10 protein-coding genes and 7 pseudogenes are annotated in these 17,230 nt (G+C 57.8%); 11 read left to right on the forward strand and 6 right to left on the reverse strand.

Annotated elements, in window-relative coordinates:
• Positions 1-261: 261 nt before the first annotated feature.
• Positions 262-713 (reverse strand): annotated as a pseudogene (locus tag NKH99_RS31620) (transposase).
• 36 nt (positions 714-749) lie between these two features.
• On the opposite strand from NKH99_RS31620, the pseudogene NKH99_RS31625 reads away from it, so the two are divergent.
• Positions 750-915 (forward strand): annotated as a pseudogene (locus tag NKH99_RS31625) (transposase); the annotation flags it as partial.
• Here the strand turns inward: NKH99_RS31625 and NKH99_RS31630 are convergent.
• Together NKH99_RS31630 and NKH99_RS31635 are read right to left on the reverse strand one after the other, a co-directional pair.
• Positions 915-1,072, reverse strand: a pseudogene (locus NKH99_RS31630) (IS1380 family transposase); the annotation flags it as partial. The pseudogenes NKH99_RS31625 and NKH99_RS31630 overlap by 1 nt on opposite strands.
• Before the next feature lie 24 nt (positions 1,073-1,096).
• Positions 1,097-1,894, reverse strand: coding sequence for an IclR family transcriptional regulator (locus NKH99_RS31635; RefSeq protein ID WP_353017754.1), 798 nt, complete (start codon positions 1,892-1,894; stop codon positions 1,097-1,099).
• A gap of 692 nt (positions 1,895-2,586) precedes the next feature.
• Between NKH99_RS31635 and NKH99_RS31640 the strand changes: the two genes are divergently transcribed.
• The 9 genes and pseudogenes from NKH99_RS31640 to NKH99_RS31680 all read left to right on the forward strand — a co-directional run bounded on the left by NKH99_RS31640 (position 2,587) and on the right by NKH99_RS31680 (position 13,055).
• Positions 2,587-3,753 carry an aminotransferase class V-fold PLP-dependent enzyme gene (locus NKH99_RS31640; protein WP_353017756.1) on the forward strand — a complete coding sequence of 389 codons (1,167 nt, stop codon included), beginning with the start codon at positions 2,587-2,589 and terminating at the stop codon, positions 3,751-3,753.
• A 140-nt stretch (positions 3,754-3,893) separates the two neighbouring features.
• Positions 3,894-5,318: an aspartate ammonia-lyase gene (locus NKH99_RS31645; RefSeq protein WP_353017758.1), complete on the forward strand. Its 1,425-nt coding sequence runs from the start codon at positions 3,894-3,896 to the stop codon at positions 5,316-5,318.
• Between the two features lie 71 nt (positions 5,319-5,389).
• On the forward strand, positions 5,390-6,517 hold the full coding sequence (locus NKH99_RS31650; RefSeq protein ID WP_353017761.1) for an S-(hydroxymethyl)glutathione dehydrogenase/class III alcohol dehydrogenase: 1,128 nt from the start codon (positions 5,390-5,392) through the stop codon (positions 6,515-6,517).
• Between the two features lie 46 nt (positions 6,518-6,563).
• A pseudogene (gfa, locus tag NKH99_RS31655) lies at positions 6,564-7,132 on the forward strand (S-(hydroxymethyl)glutathione synthase).
• 97 nt (positions 7,133-7,229) lie between these two features.
• A complete protein-coding gene (locus NKH99_RS31660) occupies positions 7,230-8,633 on the forward strand; it encodes an aminotransferase class III-fold pyridoxal phosphate-dependent enzyme (RefSeq protein ID WP_353017763.1) in 1,404 nt (467 codons plus the stop codon).
• A gap of 164 nt (positions 8,634-8,797) precedes the next feature.
• Positions 8,798-10,207, forward strand: coding sequence for an aldehyde dehydrogenase family protein (locus tag NKH99_RS31665; protein ID WP_353017765.1), 1,410 nt, complete (start codon positions 8,798-8,800; stop codon positions 10,205-10,207).
• A gap of 239 nt (positions 10,208-10,446) precedes the next feature.
• Positions 10,447-11,200: pseudogene (locus NKH99_RS31670) on the forward strand (transposase family protein); the annotation flags it as partial.
• 124 nt (positions 11,201-11,324) lie between these two features.
• A pseudogene (tnpC, locus tag NKH99_RS31675) lies at positions 11,325-12,607 on the forward strand (IS66 family transposase).
• Between the two features lie 250 nt (positions 12,608-12,857).
• Positions 12,858-13,055 (forward strand): IS1096 element passenger TnpR family protein, encoded by a 198-nt coding sequence (locus NKH99_RS31680; protein WP_353017767.1) that lies wholly within the window; start codon positions 12,858-12,860, stop codon positions 13,053-13,055.
• Positions 13,056-13,111: 56 nt separating this feature from the next.
• On the opposite strand, the gene NKH99_RS31685 is transcribed toward NKH99_RS31680, so the two are convergent.
• Together NKH99_RS31685 and NKH99_RS31690 are read right to left on the reverse strand one after the other, a co-directional pair.
• Positions 13,112-13,288 (reverse strand): site-specific integrase, encoded by a 177-nt coding sequence (locus NKH99_RS31685; RefSeq protein WP_353017769.1) that lies wholly within the window; start codon positions 13,286-13,288, stop codon positions 13,112-13,114.
• Positions 13,289-13,458: 170 nt separating this feature from the next.
• Positions 13,459-14,781 (reverse strand): CapA family protein, encoded by a 1,323-nt coding sequence (locus NKH99_RS31690; RefSeq protein WP_353017771.1) that lies wholly within the window; start codon positions 14,779-14,781, stop codon positions 13,459-13,461.
• 246 nt (positions 14,782-15,027) lie between these two features.
• Between NKH99_RS31690 and NKH99_RS32885 the strand changes: the two are divergent.
• Positions 15,028-15,195: pseudogene (locus NKH99_RS32885) on the forward strand (IS481 family transposase); the annotation flags it as partial.
• Positions 15,196-15,379: 184 nt separating this feature from the next.
• On the opposite strand, the gene NKH99_RS31695 reads toward NKH99_RS32885, so the two are convergent.
• Positions 15,380-16,360: a DMT family transporter gene (locus NKH99_RS31695; RefSeq protein ID WP_353017773.1), complete on the reverse strand. Its 981-nt coding sequence runs from the start codon at positions 16,358-16,360 to the stop codon at positions 15,380-15,382.
• Positions 16,361-17,230 lie beyond the last annotated feature (870 nt).

Here is a 17,230-nt window from a genome sequence, read left to right on the forward strand (position 1 = left end):
GAGAAGCGGCTACGTTTCATGTCCTGGTCCTCTCGATGGGCCAGAACGAACTTCAAACCGGATTAGATCAGAGGGGCAAGGTCAAAGGAAACAAGGATTGAACTAATCCGTCCTATTCATGACGCATCTGGTTTGTTTGGCGCTGAGCGACGGACAGGTGGCGGCGCGGCGTCTTTTTTCACCGCGGCTGTGTCTGTCTGGACTTGTGAACGCGCTGGGGGGGGAAGCTGTCTGGTTCGACGGGGGCTGCTGCCCCGGCGGTCATGGTCCAGCCGGCTGCAGATTGCTGGCAAGCGCCCGGAACAGGCTGGCCTCGGGACAGGTGACGGGGAAGGCCAGGCGGACGCCCGAGACGGTTTCGATGACGCGGGCGCCGAGCTTGAGGAGCCTGAGCGGCAACGTGGCGAACTCGGCTTTGCCGAGATGATGGGATGTGGGCACCGCGTCGCGCAGGGTGATCATCAGCCGGTATAGGGCGGTGTGCAGTACGAGGCGGACCTGGTTGGCGGCAGCTGGTGCGGTCGGAGGCGAGTTGGCTCTTGTGCATATCGACATAGGTTCTCGGCCTGGCCCCGGGTGCAGTAGATCTCGTCGTAGAGGTACTCGGCCAAGCCGCTGTCGAGATTGGTGACGACGAACCGGATGTCGAGGCCCAACGCGGTTGTCTCGATTCGGGCGTAGTACGCCGGTTGGTGCCCCGCCGGAAGCTTCACTCCTTCCCGTCGTCAGATCCGCTTCACCCGCGTGATGACGCCGCCACCGGCCGCCTGGTCGCCATGATCCTGCGCCCCGACAAGACACCGACGGGCAAAGAGATCCGCGGCCATCTGCGCCGCCTCGTGCGCCGCACCCGCGTCCGCTGGCCGACTGTCGATCACTCGCATCATGGTGCGCGGCGATGGTCATTACGGCCGGTAGCCGCGCAGCACAGGTTTGCGCTCAAGCGCGCGGCGAATGATGCGGATATCGTCGGCGCTCTTGTCGACGAGCCGCTTGAGAACGTGCTGCCGGTCAGTCCGAAGCTGTAGATGTAGTCGATGCCGTTGTTCTCGCACCATGCCATGACTGTGATGGACACTGGTTGCAGCTTTCGGCACTAGTCGATGTCATCTTCGGCAAAGTCGCTGCTAGTCTGGAGTATCGTCTCAGATAGCAATTTAGCTGCTCGGACCAAGGGATCACGGAAGCTTTGCAGCTCTTCAAAGCTAACGCGGGCAACTGGTACGGACACGCCAAGACAAGCAATCAAAGTTCCGCCCGGGGCGAGAATTGGAACAGCGCATCCAACCACACCTTTGACGAACTCTTCGTTAGTCCGAGCCCATCCTTCCCTGCGAGTTTCCTCTAGAACCGCGAGAAGGGCATCAGGATCGGTTATTGTCCTGTCAGTATGCTGCTCCATCTGCAGAGACCAAACCAGCTTTCCACGCGGCTTTGCAGGAAGCATGCTCATGTAAATTTTGCCAGTGGACGTACAATAGAGGGGCGCAGTATGCCCAGGATCAAATTGTAGTCCTTGGGGGGGCTTAACTCGTACGCTGTCGACATAGACCACAGCATTGTTCCGCACGATGCCAATCTCGCATTGCTCGCCGATTTCTGCTGAGACATTCTGTAGAACAGCGTGGCGTCGTGCCGTTCGAAAGGCTGAGCCAATCGTCTTGCCCGCAAGCACGACTAGATTGTTGCCGACAACGAATCGTTTTGTGCCCGCCGCGCGCTGGAGCAGTCCGCGGGATTCGAGGTTGCTGATTAATCTGTGGGCTGTTGGCAAAGGCAGGTCGAGATTCTTGGCAATGTCCGCCGCAGTAACTGCTTTGAGTTGAGTGGCCACAAAATCAAGGATTGCAAATGCGCGATCCAATGGACCATCCGAATTGACGTTTAAGCTCATTAAGGCCTCGCGTTGGGGTTAGAGGGTTCAAAATATGAGAATAGAATTCTCGAAATTTGATTATAGCAGCGATCCTCAGATTTGAGAATGTCTGACAGGAACTTGAAACAGCCGCTATCGACCCCTCGATCCTGCCTGATCCGCGAATTTCGCCGCAGGCGGTAGATTGCCGATTGTCTTGGCAATCAATTCAGTTATCGAATTGAGTGGCGATGCCTCTCTTGGGGAAAGGCCAGCGGGTTTGCTCGACGCCAAAGCTCGTTTTTTGCCGCCCCTGTCGCCCGCGAGAACGCCTAAGCATCAAACGCCCTCTCGGCGTATGCTGGTGAACCCGGGACAACCTTCGATGCCGTGTACTTCCAAGCTGCATGGCGGGGACTGCATGCAGCTCGCATAACGCGCTGCTACAATCCACGCCTTCCAGCTTGCGACACAGATGCACAGCTAGAGTGCGCCTTCCAGAGGGCGGGAGTTTAACACATTATCATTTTTCGGAATAAACAAGCCCGCTAAACGATATAATTGTGGACCGGTAGCTCTTTTTACATATGCTTGGTCATTGCTGATCGCAAGCGAAAATGGTGCAGCGCAATCAAACAAGGGGCGTGCGAAAACTTCGCATATGAGTCGGACGACAAGGACGTGGTTCACCCCGCGGCGAGCGGCTGCGGCTAGCCGAATCGGAGAGATAAATGACGCAGTATTATGACGTGGGGGCGGTGAGGAAGCTATTTCCTGTCGTCGAGAAAATGACATACCTCGACTCCGGCTTCCAGACGCCGATGTCAACGCCGGTCAAGCACGCCTTTGAAGCTTTTATAAAGGAAAGCTATGAGGCAGCTGGTCCGAAATCCGTATGGACTGACCGCGTGGAGGAAACGCGGGCCAAGGTCGCGGCTTTGTTAAACTCGGCTACCGAAGAAATCGCATTCACGAAAAACACGTCCGAAGCGATGAACATTGCCGCGAACGCTCTTCCGCTGAAAGCGGGCGACGATGTTCTGATGATCCATGGCGACCATCCGAACAACACCTACGCATTCCTGAACCTGAAGAAGAAGGGCGTCGAGGTCCGCTTCATTCCCATGACCGAAATCGTCAACGCGGACAGCTTCCGCCCGCACGTCGACGCAAATACCAAAGCCATCTCGATATCGCATGTGGCCTTCCATGCGGGCCATCGCTTCGATATCGAAAGCGTAGGCGCTCTCTGCAAGGAAAAGAACCTCTACTTCGTCATCGATATCATGCAGGCGGTCGGCGTCGTGCCGATCGATGCAAAGAAAGTCGGCGCCACCTTCATCGGGTCCGGTACGCACAAGGGACTCCTGGTTCCCCAAGGCTTGGGCCTGCTCTATTGGGATCGCACCCGCACGGAGTTGGAGCCTGCTTATCTTGCGGCAATCAGCCTCGAAAATCCGCCAGCGGACTTCATCGCCCGCCCCGACGACATGGCACTGGCTCCCACGGCCGGCCGCTTCGAACTCGGCAACTTCAACCTGCTGGCAATTCAGGGGCTCAGCGCGGCTCTCGATCTGATCAATGATATCGGCATCGAGAAGATTCAAGCTCATTGCTTCGATTTGGGCGACAGGCTGATAGCGGGGCTTGATGGGCTCAACATCAAGCTTGTTGGCCCCCGCGACCGAACCAGCCGTGCACCGCATATCTACGTCGCTGCGCTGCCAGCCGATGAATGGATCGACTACTTCGCCTCCAAGGATGTCCGCGTCTCGCCCGAGCGCGATGGCGTTCGCATCTCGCTTGCCATGTTCAACACCGCTTCCGACATCGATCGCGTACTGGACGTCATCAAGGAACGCGGCAATACCGCCGGCCGCTCTTCAAAAGCCGCCTGATGCTTTTCCCGCCGCGTGGGAATCGTTGCGCTAGCCCTAGCTAAAGAGACCCGGGCCCACGGATTCCTCAAACCGTTCATCGCCTGGACGACGAGCGCTGGCAACAATGCCGGTTTCCGCAAATCACATGAGGTATCATCGTGACAGACGCTCTACAAATCGAACGCATTGAGAAAGACCCACTTGGCCCGGTAAGCATCCCGGTCGATTCCTACTATGGTCCTCAGACGGCGCGGGGAATCGCCAACTTCCCTATTTCGGGCATACGGATCAGCCACTTTCCGAACTTCATCAAGGCGCTTGCCTACGTGAAAATGGCAGCGGCCCGCGCCAACGCCGCACTCGGAGATCTCGATAAACAAAAGGCCGACGTCATCTGCCAAGTCTGCCAGGAAATCGCGGCGGGCAGGCACCTTGGCGAATTCCCGCTCGATGTGTTTCAGGGCGGCGCCGGTACCTCGACCAACATGAACATCAACGAGGTCATCGCCAACCGTGGCTTGGAGATCATGGGGCTGCCAAGGGGAAAATACGAAAAGCTACATCCCAACAATGACGTGAATTTCGCTCAGTCGACAAACGACGTTTATCCGACGGCGATCCGGCTTGCGATCCTTCTTTCACGCGGGGCGTTACAGCGGGCCTTGGAGCAGCTCGCGGACGAGTTGGAGGCCAAAGCCGAAAGCTTTTCGGATGTGATCAAGCTTGGCCGGACGCAGTTGCAGGACGCTGTTCCGATGACGTTGGGCCAGGAGTTTCAGGCTTTCGCGACGACGCTGCGCGAAGACGTAGCTCGTCTCGGTGAGATTGCCGCCTTCTTCCATGAGATCAACCTCGGTGGCACGGCCATTGGCACGGGCATCAATACAAACCCCGACTATCAGGCGGAAGCTGTCGCCGCGTTGCGCGCGATTTCCGGCCTGCCAGTCGTCTGTGCCGGAAACCTGATCGAAGCCTGCTGGGATACAGGCGCCTTCGTTCTGTTCTCTGGAATGCTAAAGCGGACGGCCACGAAACTCTCGAAGATCTGCAACGATTTGCGGCTGCTATCCAGCGGCCCGCGTGGCGGCCTGAACGAAATCAATTTGCCAGCGCTTCAGCCAGGCTCCTCAATCATGCCCGGAAAGGTCAATCCCGTAGTGCCGGAGGTGGTCAACCAGGTCGCCTTCCAGATCATCGGTTACGATCTCACGATCACTCTTGCCTCCGAAGCGGGACAGCTGCAGTTGAACGTGATGGAGCCGGTCATTGCCTACAACATACTGCACTCGCTTGAGCTTCTGACCAATGCCATCGATGTGCTGCGCACGAAGTGCGTCGTGGGCATTACCGCCAATGCAGAGACTTGCCGCAGGCATCTCGAAGCCAGTACCGCCGTGGCAACAGCACTGACGCCTGTGATCGGGTACGAGCGGGCAGCGGAACTTGCGAAGGAGGTCTTGGCCTCCGGCAAAACCATCCGCGAAGTCTTGGCCGACCAGCCGGAACTTTCGGAAGATCTAATCGCGCAAACGGCCGATCCACACCTTTTGACCCGGCCAACGCGATCACGGTTGGCATCGTAACAGCGGACTCACGATTGATAGATTGTTGCGAGGCGGCAAATCCGCCCAAGAAAATTGCGAGGAAACAAGTGATGAACGTTCGCGCAGCAGTGGCTACGGAGGCCGGCAAGCCTCTCGAAATCATGACCGTGCAGCTCGACGGCCCGCGCGACGGCGAAGTGCTGGTCGAGATCAAGGCGACCGGCATCTGCCACACCGACGAGTTCACGCTGTCGGGCGCCGATCCGGAAGGCCTGTTTCCGGCCATCCTCGGCCATGAGGGCGCCGGCATCGTTGCCGATGTCGGCAAGGGCGTCACTAGCGTCAAGAAGGGCGACCACGTCATCCCGCTCTATACGCCCGAATGCCGCCAGTGCCCGTCCTGCCTGTCCAAAAAGACCAATCTGTGCACGGCCATCCGCGCCACCCAGGGCCAGGGCCTGATGCCCGACGGCTCATCGCGCTTCTCGATCGGCAAGGACAAGATTTTTCACTATATGGGCTGCTCGACCTTCTCCAACTTCACCGTGCTGCCCGAAATCGCGGTGGCCAAGGTCAATGCCGACGCCCCCTTCGACAAGATCTGCTACATCGGCTGCGGCGTCACCACCGGCATCGGTGCTGTCATCAACACCGCCAAGGTCGAGATCGGCGCGACGGCGATAGTCTTCGGCCTCGGCGGCATCGGCCTCAACGTCATCCAGGGCCTGCGCCTTGCCGGCGCCGACATGATCATCGGCGTCGATCTGAACAACGACAAGAAGGGCTGGGGCGAGAAATTCGGCATGACGCATTTCGTCAATCCGAAGCAGATCGACGGCGACATCGTGGCGCATCTCGTCAACATGACCAAGCGCGGCGCCGACCAGATCGGCGGCGCCGACTACACGTTCGACTGCACCGGCAACACCAAGGTGATGCGCCAGGCGCTGGAAGCCTCGCATCGCGGCTGGGGCAAGTCGGTCGTCATCGGCGTCGCCGGCGCCGGCCAGGAGATTTCAACCAGGCCGTTCCAACTGGTCACCGGACGGACCTGGATGGGCACCGCCTTCGGCGGCGCGCGGGGCCGCACCGACGTGCCGAAGATCGTCGACTGGTACATGGACGGCAAGATCCAGATCGATGACTTGATCACGCACAAGATGCCGCTTGATGAGATCAACACGGCATTCGATCTGATGCAAGAAGGCAAGTCGATCCGTTCGGTGATCGTCTATTGATCGCTGATAAGAACCCGCATGTCGCGGGAAAACCCAGGAGCAAATTATGAGCGTTCGCCTTCTTCATCCTTTGATCCAGAACGGGCTTCACAAGGGCGACAGCAATCATGCAGGCGGCATTCTTGCCTGCAAATGCTCAGATCGACCTGTTAAGGTGAAAGTCTCGACCGGAATCGCCCACAACCATGCTTGCGGCTGCACAAAGTGCTGGAAGCCAGATGGCGCGGCGTTCTCGGTCGTGGCTGTGGCTCCAAGCGAAAGCGTTTCGGTCGCCGAAAATGGCGACAAACTCGCCGTCGTCGATCCCTCTGCCTTATCCAGCGCCACGCGTGCAAGGAATGCGGCACGCATATGTACGGTCCGGTAGAGCGCGATCATGCCTTCAAGGGTCTGTCCTTTATCCACCCGGAGCTGTTCGACAACGGCGGATGGCCGGAGCCTGGCTTTGCCGCTTTCGTGTCTTCGGTCATTGAAGGTGGTGTCGATCCAACTGAAATGGATGGCATCCGCGCAAAACTTAGGGAGGTGCGCCTCGAGCTCTATGATTGCCTTTCGCCGGCGCTCATGGACTATCTCGGCACGTGGACGGCCAAGAAAAATGGCGTTCTGCACTGACTACAAGCGGCGGGCCAGAACCATCCGACCCGCCGCCTTTCGTGCAGTTTCGCTACGGCTTACGAAGCGATCTGATACGGCAGCGGAAGGAGTTACAATGACTATCGATATCAAGGACATTAGCGAAAAGGACCGCAACAGTGTCCTGCATCCTTTCACGCAGCTCAAGGACTTTGCGACCGGCAAGCTGGGCGAGCCGACAATCGTCGAGACGGGAAAGGGCATCCGTATCCAGGACGCGCATGGCAACCAGTTGATCGATGGCTTTGCCGGCCTCTATTGCGTCAATGTCGGCTATGGCCGCGCCGAAGTTGCCGAAGCAATCTCACGCCAAGCTTATCGCCTTGCCTACTACCACTCCTATGCGGCGCACACGACCGATCAGCTTGCGATCCTCTCCGATCGTCTCGTGAGGACGGCGCCCGGCAAGATGAGTAAGGTTTTCTATGGCATGTCCGGCTCGGACGCCAACGAGACTCAGGCCAAGCTCGTCTGGTACTACAACAATCTGCGCGGCAAACCCTCAAGAAGAAGATCATCTCGCGTGAGCGCGGCTATCACGGCTGCAGCGTCGTCTCCGGCTCGATGGACAGGTATGAGCTTCTATCACGACCATATGGACCTGCCGCTGCCGCAGATCGTCCATACCGGCGCGCCTCACCATTACTGGGGCGCGAATCCGGGAGAAACTCAGCGGGAGTTCTCTGCCCGCCGAGCGGCCGAGCTCGACCAGTTGATTGAACGCCTGGGTCCCGACAACGTCGGCGCCTTCATCGCTGAGCCTGTGCTCGGCACAGGCGGCATTACACCTCCGCCGGAAGGGTATTGGAAGGCGATCCAGGCCGTTCTGAAAAAGCATGACGTACTCCTCATCGCCGACGAAGTGATCACCGGTTTCGGCCGCACCGGCTCCATGTTCGGCTCGCAGCATTACGGAATTGAGCCCGACCTGATTACGGTTGCCAAGGGCCTAACCTCGGCCTACTTCCCGCTCTCCGCGGCGATCGTTGGCGAGAAGGTCTATAAGTTGATGGAAGACGGCGCTGACAGGGTTGGTGCGTTCTCGCACGGCTACACCTACTCAGGTCATCCGATCGGAGCCGCCGCGGCCAACGCGGTACTCGACCTTGTCGAGAAGGAAGACCTCCCTGGCAATGCTCGCGACGTCGGCGCGTTTTTCCAAGCGCAGCTGAAGGAAAAATTCGCGCAGTTGTCGATCGTCGGTGAGGTGCGCGGGGTCGGACTTATGGGCGCGATCGAGTTTGTGGCCGATCGCGACAATAGGAAGCGTTTTGATCCGGCGCTCAAGGTTGGTGCACGAATTTCCAAGGCGGCCCGTGATCGTGGCCTGATCGCTGGCGCCATGCCGCACGGCGACATTCTGGGCTTTGCCCCGCCACTCGTAACAACCAAGTCTGAAGTCGAAGAGATCGTTGCAATCGCCGAGAGCGCCGTGCGCTCCGTCATGGACGAACTCGTTCGCGACAGTCAGAAAATCTGAACGACGACGGCCGAAGAGGTTCGTCCGCCATGGCGAACGTTCAGGTAGCAATCGACCAGTGCATCAAGTGAGGGCAGGGCGTGGGTCGTAGCACCTTGCCCCGCGACTAACAAACTTAGAAGCCGCGCACGCCGGCGCATCATTAGGGAAGAAGAAGCCCGCTTATGACCGCTGCCCAACTTCACATCACAACAGGCTTGACGCCCATACCCGTGTACAGCCCCCACGACGGGTCTCTTGTGGGCACGGTCGACGCTACGGATGCAAGCGAAATCGGCGAGCTTCTGACACGCGCCAGACGCGGGGCCGAGCTTTCGCGCAACCTGCCCAGGCACCGCCGTGCGAGCATCCTTGAAGACGCTGCAAAGATTGTCGAGCGCAGTCGCGATGCCTTCGCCGAAACCATCGTCCGCGAAGCTGGAAAAACTATTGTTCAAGCGCGAAAGGAAGTCCTGCGTTGCGTCAATACGTTGAAGCTCTCAGCTGAAGAAGCAAAGCGCAATGCCGGCGAAATCGTGCCGTTCGATGCGTATGCTGGATCAGAGCAGCGGCAGGGTTGGTTCACGCGCGAACCGCTCGGGATCATCACCGCCATTACCCCGTACAATGATCCGCTGAACCTTGTGGCTCATAAGCTCGGTCCCGCAATCGCCGGCGGCAATGCCGTTCTGCTGAAGCCATCGGAGTTGACGCCGCTTTCGGCGATCAACCTCATCGAAGCATTGCGCGATGCAGGCTTGCCTGAAGACGTCATAACCGTCGCGGTTGGCGGTACAGATCTCGGTAAGGCCTTGGTCGCCGCCCGCGAAGTTCGCATGGTGTCGTTCACCGGCGGATTTGCAACCGGAGAGGCAATCAGTCGCTCGGCAGGGCTCAAGAAACTGGCGATGGAACTCGGCGGCAATGCGCCGGTCATCGTCATGAATGATTGCGACTTCGACAAAGCGGTCGAAGGCTCGGTCTCCGGGGCGTTCTGGGCGGCCGGACAAAACTGCATCGGCGCCCAGCGCATTTTGGTGCAGGCGGCACTTTATGAGCGGTACCGCGATGCCTTCGTCGCGGCAGCGAAAAAGCTGAAGGCAGGCGATCCGTCACGCGAGGATACCGACGTTGGTCCGATGATCTCCACAGAAGTAGCGAAATGTACCGAGACGGCAGTCAATGAGGCCATTGACGCGGGTGCGAATTTGTTGTGCGGACACCGGCGCGAAGGCTCCCTGTACCATCCGACTGTCCTGGAAGGCACACCTCAGAGCTGCCGGCTGTGGCACGAGGAAGTGTTCGCCCCCGTCGTGATGCTGGCTCCCTTCGATACGCTCGATGAAGCCATCGAGATGGCCAACGTTCCGGAATACAGCCTGCATGCCGGCATCTTCACCAATAATCTCTCGGTCGCGCTTGAGGCGGCAAAAAAGATCGAGGCAGGCGGCGTCATGATCAACGACTCGTCGGACTATCGGTTCGATGCCATGCCCTTCGGGGGCTTCAAATACGGCAGCATGGGCAGGGAAGGCGTTCGATTCGCCTACGAGGAGATGACTCAGCCAAAGGTGGTGTGCATCAATCGCGGGTAAGCCATGTGACAATCCGGCCGCCAATCCTTTTAGCCTCCCAAGGCGGCCTGACTGTCATCGGACGAGTTCCGGCGCTATTTGGTAATGCGACAGTTGAGCGGTTCGAGATGCTACACTTCTCGCTTCCGAGGCTGGTCAACACGAAGCTGGAAAGGAAGGTTGCCGAATTCATGGCCTGGCGTGAGACCGAGCGCATTGAGGAGCCGTCATAGGCCTTTGGTCACCTTGTCGCAAAAGAGCTGCCCCGTCTCGAAGCTCACGAACCGCTCGCGAGCTGCTTCACCTCAGTTCGCAGTCAGGCTCACAGGCTGATGCAGGCCTATGACCGTGATGGCGCCACGGCCTGACTTCGAAGAAGCGCGGCCGGCGCGAACAATCTGGGGGCATGAAGATGACTTCCGGAACACTGCGCTCGACCTGCTGCGATCACTACCGGGACTCCGGGACTTTGACCCGACACTTGCCCCGCGAGAATGTGCTTGAACGGCACCAGATCGCCATCAGCACCGAGACGAGCTTCAACCGTCAGGCTGGAAACCTGGGTTTCACGCCGTGAGCGCGCGAGCCAGCTGCATCAGCCGCGCGGCCGGCGTGACTGCCTGGGCGAGCTTGGGCAGATCAACAGGTCGCACCATTGGTGGTTGGAGATCAGCGGCCCCAAATCCGCCTTGCTCGTCTACATCGATCACGGGACGACCGGCAAGCTGCTGCATTTGCGCTTCGCGAGTTCCGAGAACACGATCGACTACCTGATCGTCACGAAGGCGTATTTCCAGGAATGCGGCAAGGCAATCTCGTTCAACAACGACAAACAAGCATGGGGTCTTCCGTACGACGCATGGGTGGAGAGAGATCGAACGACCGGCATGACGCGATTCCGCCGTGCGCTCTATGAGCTGAACATCGACAATTATTTTGCGCGCAAAGCCCGCAGGCCAAGGGCCGCGTCGAACGCGCGCCAACCACACGCTGCAGGACCCACTTGTGAAGCAGTACGTCTGCGCGACGTCGGCATGAATCGAGGCGGCGCTCGGCAACAAAGAAATTGGGGCTGCGTGGCTTGCGGGTAATTACCCACGCCCTTGTCAGGGGCAAGAATCCCTGAATCCATTTGGAAATGGATCGCAGTGATTTGCAGCGTCTGACGAAGGAGGAACTGATCGATCTGGTGCTGCGGATGCAGCGACCGGACAAGACGTCGCGCACGTCATCGAAGCCTCCGTCGAGCGATCGCAAGGAGCGTCGGGACAAGGCGAAGCCCGGCGGCGCCAGCCGGGACATAAGGGTCACAGCCGCGCCCTGAGCGAGGATGCCGATCGCATCATCGACCATCATCCCGACCAATGCCCTTGCTGCCAGGCCTGCCTGTCGAACGATCTTCCTGCCGAAACCGTCAGCGAGCACGATAAGATTGAGCTTCCCGCGATCAGGCCTTTGATTGAGCGCCATCGGCGTCTGGCAGTCCGTTGCCCGTCCTGCGGCACGCTGGTCGTCGCGGCTGTGCCAGATGCGGCGAAGGGGACGCCGTTTGGGCCACGCGTGCACGCCGTAGCGACCTATCTCAAGACTTTCCAGGCCCTGTCCTACGAGCGGCTGCAGGGCGCGTTCGCGAACCTTTTCGGTCTCACCATCAGCCAGGGCGGACTGATGAACATGTTGCGCCGTGCGCAGGGCGCCTTCGCGGCCGAGTGCGACAAGGCCGTCGCGGCGTTGCGCCGGGCCAAGGTCATCGCCTCCGATGAGACCGGCGTGCGGATCGAAGGAAGCAACGCCTACCACTGGGTGTTTCGCTGCCCCGAAGCGGTTGTTCATCGAGCGGCGCCAACGCGCGGCGCCGTCGTGGTCCGGACCCTGATGGACGGCCATCGGCCCGACGTCTGGTGTTCCGATCGCTATGCCGCGCAACAAGGGCACGCAAATGCGCATCAGACCTGCCTGGCGCATCTCGCCCGCGACGTCGCCTATGCGGACGAGGCAAGTGAGGACATGCTGCCCTCACGGCTCAAGCGTTGGCTGCAAAGGGCCTTCGCCCTAGCCGACGGTGTCGAAACCTTCGCCGCCTCGACCATCGCCGGCAAACGCGGCGCCCTGGAGCGAAGTCTGAACGATATCCTTGCCACCACAACGTCGTGCGATCTGGCCCGCGACATCCAAAACAAGTTCAGGCGAGCTCGCGATCAACTTTTGACCTTTGCCCAATGGCCAGGAATGGTCGATGCGACGAACAACGCCTGCGAACGCGCCCTCAGACCCGCCGTCGTTCAACGGAAGATCACTAACGGCTATCGCGCCATGTGGGCCGCCCAGGGCGAAGCCGACATTCGAACCGTCGTCGACACGGCTCGTCTCGCGCCGGGCACGAACCCCTTCAAAATCATCCTTCAAACCGTCAGCGCCTGAAATCCGCCATGACTGAGCCCGCGACCTTGATCTTCCGAGCCTCTCTTCGGGCACGGCTTTTTCGGGACATCGAGGTGTCGAGTTCGAGCACCCTAGCGGATCTGGCCGAAGCCATCGTAGCGGCATTTGGCTTCGACATGGACCACGCCTACGGCTTCTATTCAAAGCTGACGGGAAAGCTGTTCGACTGTTCGACTCGCCGCAGCGGTTCGAGCTCTTCGCCGACATAGAGGGGAGCGGCTCTCGCAGCGTGACAGGCACACGCGTCATCGCGGCCTTCCAGAAGCTGGGCTCGGCAATGACCTTCTTGTACGATTACGGTGACGAGTGGCGCTTCCGCGTTGAAGTTATTGGAACAAGGCAGGCGCAACCCGATGCCAATTACCCGAGGACCGTCAGCAAGGTCGGCAAGGCTCCCCCGCAGTACCCGGACATCGAGGACGAGTGACGACGCACTGTGCCCCATCGGGGGGTGGGTAATTACGCTTGCGGCGATGGTGTGTCTCATCGGGCGGCATAGTCGGACAGCACGGGGACCATCGTAGCATAGAGCGGCACCAGTCGCGGCTTCCCGAACTTCGTCACACGAATGGTGAGGATGCGCTGGTCGAGACCGGCGTCGTCCCGGCGCAGATCGAGCACTTCGGAATGGTGTAGCCCGGCGACTGCTATCAATCCCAACAGGCAGTGAGAGATACATCCAACGACATAAGGCGTCACCTGGCGGCAGCGACAGTGCCGCCGCCAGAATCTTGGCGCCGCTTAGATATAGGCTTCGCTCGCTGCAGCGGCCCAGCGTCGTACGCTGGCACTTCCGAAAGAGGGTAGAAATGAGCGAGGTGCTGAGCGAATTATCCTCTTGAGTCGCCCAAGACCAGATCGGCGTACTCTTTCATTTGTGTTATCGAACGAGACGTATTTGCATCAACAATTGAATGCGCGTCCAACTTTTCAAGACGCATTATATACCTGTGTTCTTCACAAAAGGAATGCCTAAACACTGGTATGGCATTTGCGGCGGAAATATAAGTGCGCTTACCACTGCTCATACCTCCCTTACATAGCTCGATATTTAATATCAAACTCAAAGGTAAATGCGGCGCGGTAAACCAACCAAAGGTCGTGCTGCCCAATGAATAAGCGATAACCGCAATCCGATTGGGATCGCGCTTTGTGCGATAGTATTCTACAGGTTGAATAACATGGGGATGATGGCCTAATATTAGGTCTACCCCAGCCTCGACCAACGTGTGTGCGGTCTCAGTTTGGCTTTGGCGAGGAAAAAATTCAAATTCCCAACCCCAGTGAATCGACGCAACGATGAAATCACAGCCTTGAGCCTTGCAGTCCGCAATCTGGCCTATAAGCAATTCGAGATCGGGAGCAACGTGTTTTGAATTGAGTTTGGCTACATGAATGCGATGCGTATTATCTGATGGAAGCTTAAACTTTCTGATGCCAAATGTTGCTGAGACGAAGCCAATTTTAATTCCTTTGCATGGTAGTATGTTGGCCCGGCCATATTCCTCCAAGTTTCGAGGCGTACCTACATTCATGATCCCATTTTGTTCAAGCAGCCTTTGGGTGTTCTCCAAACCAGCCAGACCGAGATCTAACGCATGATTGTTCGCCGTGTTTAGAACCGTAAAATATTTTCCCCTATGTTGAACCATGGCCGAATATTGGTCATATGAACAACATATCGTGAAAGAGCGTGCGTCGCTCATGGCCTTCTTAACGACGTCATCGTTCGCGACTATCGATTCATAGTTAGCAAACGATATGTCCTTGTCGAACAGTATGTCGCTTACGTTCGAAAATAGCACATCTTTAGAATGTTCAATTCCTTCCGTTTGGATCAAATCACCCGCGGCACCAATTGTGAGCGTGGAGTCTTCATCGAAGCCGCTGGGCAATTTCACAACAGACCTGTCCCGCCTGCCCAGGACTTCAGAAGCATTTTCTTCTGGTCTTATGATCGGCCGTACGCTTTTGTACCACCAGTATACGTCATCGAAAAATTCGATTTCTGCAGCATCTGTGGCGGCGCCCGCATACGGACGATCCCAATAATTAACCAGCAAAGCGCACTTTGCTGCTAACCCTATCAAGGGCGACTCGGGCTTAAACGCGTCGAACATACTAACGGGTAGGTGACGTCGCATAGCGCTCATTTTAGTCTCCATTCAGCCTCGCCCATCGAGCAATTTTTTAAGTCGTAGAGCCAGATTCGAGCCAGCTTACGCCACTTTTGAACCCACCTAGTTTCTGGTCGCTCAAGTTGGGAGAATACAGGACAACCTACTTATCCGATCTAACTTTGTGTCGGTGGAAAGCATTTTTTGTTCCAATAATTGATAAACTCTCGATACCCGAGGAACTCGGAAGCCGCATCAGGTCGACGGCAAGGCCGAAGCCACTTCATCCAGACCGCGCTCAGGGAATTGGCCTATGCCGCCACATACCCACTTCGACCATCGGGTCGCCGAGTTGCCTGGCTTCCAGCACTACAATTGGCACAGACCGCACGGCAGCCTAAGGTCGCAACGCCTTTCAGGAGACTCGGCCTGACCGGGACAGCCTGTTGAGGCACCAAACCTGCCAGCTCCAAGGACGTGCGGTAGTTCGAAATGTCTCGTGCGCATCCCTTAGAAACGGCGGCTTTCTGTCTGCGTTGCTGGTTGTCATGCTTCAAAATGTTAGGTCCGCGAGCGGGGTCCGTTGCGAGCCTGCTGGGGAATGGCGACGCGATGATATAGCGGGCGGCTGCAATTATTCATCGACGCGCGCTTCATTTTTCCAGCCTGTTGGCAGCAACTTCTGATCATGCAAAACGCCAGCATTCCGCCTTGCTGTGCGCACGGCCAAGGCTACAAGGTATCCCCCCGTTCCAGAGGTAATGATTCCGCCCCCGATGAGGGTCGATAGAGAGGGTGTTTCGCCGAATGCGAGCCACACCCAAAATGGAGCAAGTGGAGTTTCTAGCGCTGCAACCAAGGAGCCCTGCGAAGCTGGAACTCGACGTGAGCCCGCCGAAAAGAACACAACAGCCAACCAAACTTGCACCAGGCCGAAAAGCGCAAGATATTCCAGATCTCTCAGATTTGGGGATAGCGGCGCGGCAAAGCACATGCTGACCAGTGAGACAAAAATGTTAGCCAGGCAGATGGAAGCCAGAAGCGATTCTTCTCGGTGCCGGCGAATAAACACAGTGACGACAGCGTTGATGAAAGTCGTCACGAGAGCGAACGCGTCGCCGACGATGTCGGACCCTGAAACGGTTCCACAGACCAGCACGCAGCTGCCGGCAACAACCATCACTACTGCAAAAAGGATACCAGGCTGAATTTGTTCTCCGAGCCAAAGCCACGCCAATATGGCCGTGAAAACCGGTGTCGTCGCATAGATGGCTGCTCCGTTGGCGATCGAGGTTAACTGGCACGCCGGGATGAACGCAAGCATGGCAAGTGCCAAACAGGCGGCAACGATCAGCCCGCGCCCTGTTGGGAGGAGGCCATGTCTTGGACCCACTAGAAAGAGATGAACAGCCAGGAAGACCGCTGCAAACACACTGCGCCAAAACACAATTGTCCAGGCGTCAAGTGGGAGAACCCTGACGAACAGCCCTGCGGTACTCCACGCGACTGCAGAGATCATGATAAAAAGCAGCCCTTTCCCATAGCTATCCTTAATTGCGCTAGTTGGACTGCCTAATGGGCCGACCGATGAACGGGAACGAGTGTTTTGCTCCATAGCGCGGTGCCTCTCGAAATCTAGCGGTGTTCACCACTCGCCCGTTCACTCTAGGCATGGAGGGCGCATGGATCGTACCCATGAGCCTGCCTTGGTTAGAATTGCCCGGGAAACGATCGACGCAAGTCCCGAAAGGTCCTGAACCACAAGCGCCTCCGAACGTCACTATTTCTGTTGTTACGCATCAGCCCGACGCCAGATCATACTGCGGTATAGCAGGTGCATCTGCAGGTATTGAAGCCAAAAAAAGAACGGATCATGTTAAGTTATGTTACAATATCTTGTAAAATGTATAACATAAGAGTCACATAATTCACTTGCAATGCAAATCGTTGGATCGTACCATACGAGGATTCCATCCTTTGGCCACAAAATACAAACTGCACATGTCGGAAGCCATTGAATGGAGGTGTTAAGTGGCAACGAGGGCCTGAGATTTTGGGACAGCCGATGCCCGATGAGACTCCGAGAGCTGAAGAATGAGGCAGCTGATTGGCGCCGCTGCGTCCACCAGCTCGCACTGGCGCTGGCGGTCGATTGTATGGTTGCAGGCCGGACTGCCCGAGGGTGTGCTGAACGTCGTGACCGACCTGCCGCCCATCGGCGAATACTCATCACGCATCTGGCAGCGCGAGTACCCGCCAGCCAGAGCGACCGCGGCCCGGGTTCGGAATTGTTGCTGAAATCCTCGTGGAGAGATAATAAGCCCTTCGGCGGAAGCGCTCGGCAGACGGTAAGCCTTCCGGTCCGAGGGCATAGAAAACGCGATATGTCCCATCCCCGGTCTAGCAGGCTGTTGAAGAAGTCTGACGTATTGCCTTGAGGATGGCCTCGTCGCCGTTGTGGTAGGCGAATGTGATCTCGATCGAG

Origin of the sequence: Mesorhizobium sp. M0854 (assembly GCF_040319815.1) — a bacterium.
In the GTDB taxonomy this organism is placed as follows: domain Bacteria; phylum Pseudomonadota; class Alphaproteobacteria; order Rhizobiales; family Rhizobiaceae; genus Mesorhizobium.

Excerpts from the sequence above, each read along its gene's own strand:
- NKH99_RS31635 (WP_353017754.1), bottom strand. The coding sequence starts at position 1,894 with ATGAGCTTAAACGTCAATTCGGATGGTCCATTGGATCGCGCATTTGCA.
- NKH99_RS31640 (WP_353017756.1), top strand. The coding sequence starts at position 2,587 with ATGACGCAGTATTATGACGTGGGGGCGGTGAGGAAGCTATTTCCTGTC.
- NKH99_RS31650 (WP_353017761.1), top strand. The coding sequence starts at position 5,390 with ATGAACGTTCGCGCAGCAGTGGCTACGGAGGCCGGCAAGCCTCTCGAA.
- NKH99_RS31660 (WP_353017763.1), top strand. The coding sequence starts at position 7,230 with ATGACTATCGATATCAAGGACATTAGCGAAAAGGACCGCAACAGTGTC.
- NKH99_RS31665 (WP_353017765.1), top strand. The coding sequence starts at position 8,798 with ATGACCGCTGCCCAACTTCACATCACAACAGGCTTGACGCCCATACCC.
- NKH99_RS31690 (WP_353017771.1), bottom strand. The coding sequence starts at position 14,781 with ATGAGCGCTATGCGACGTCACCTACCCGTTAGTATGTTCGACGCGTTT.
- NKH99_RS31695 (WP_353017773.1), bottom strand. The coding sequence starts at position 16,360 with ATGGAGCAAAACACTCGTTCCCGTTCATCGGTCGGCCCATTAGGCAGT.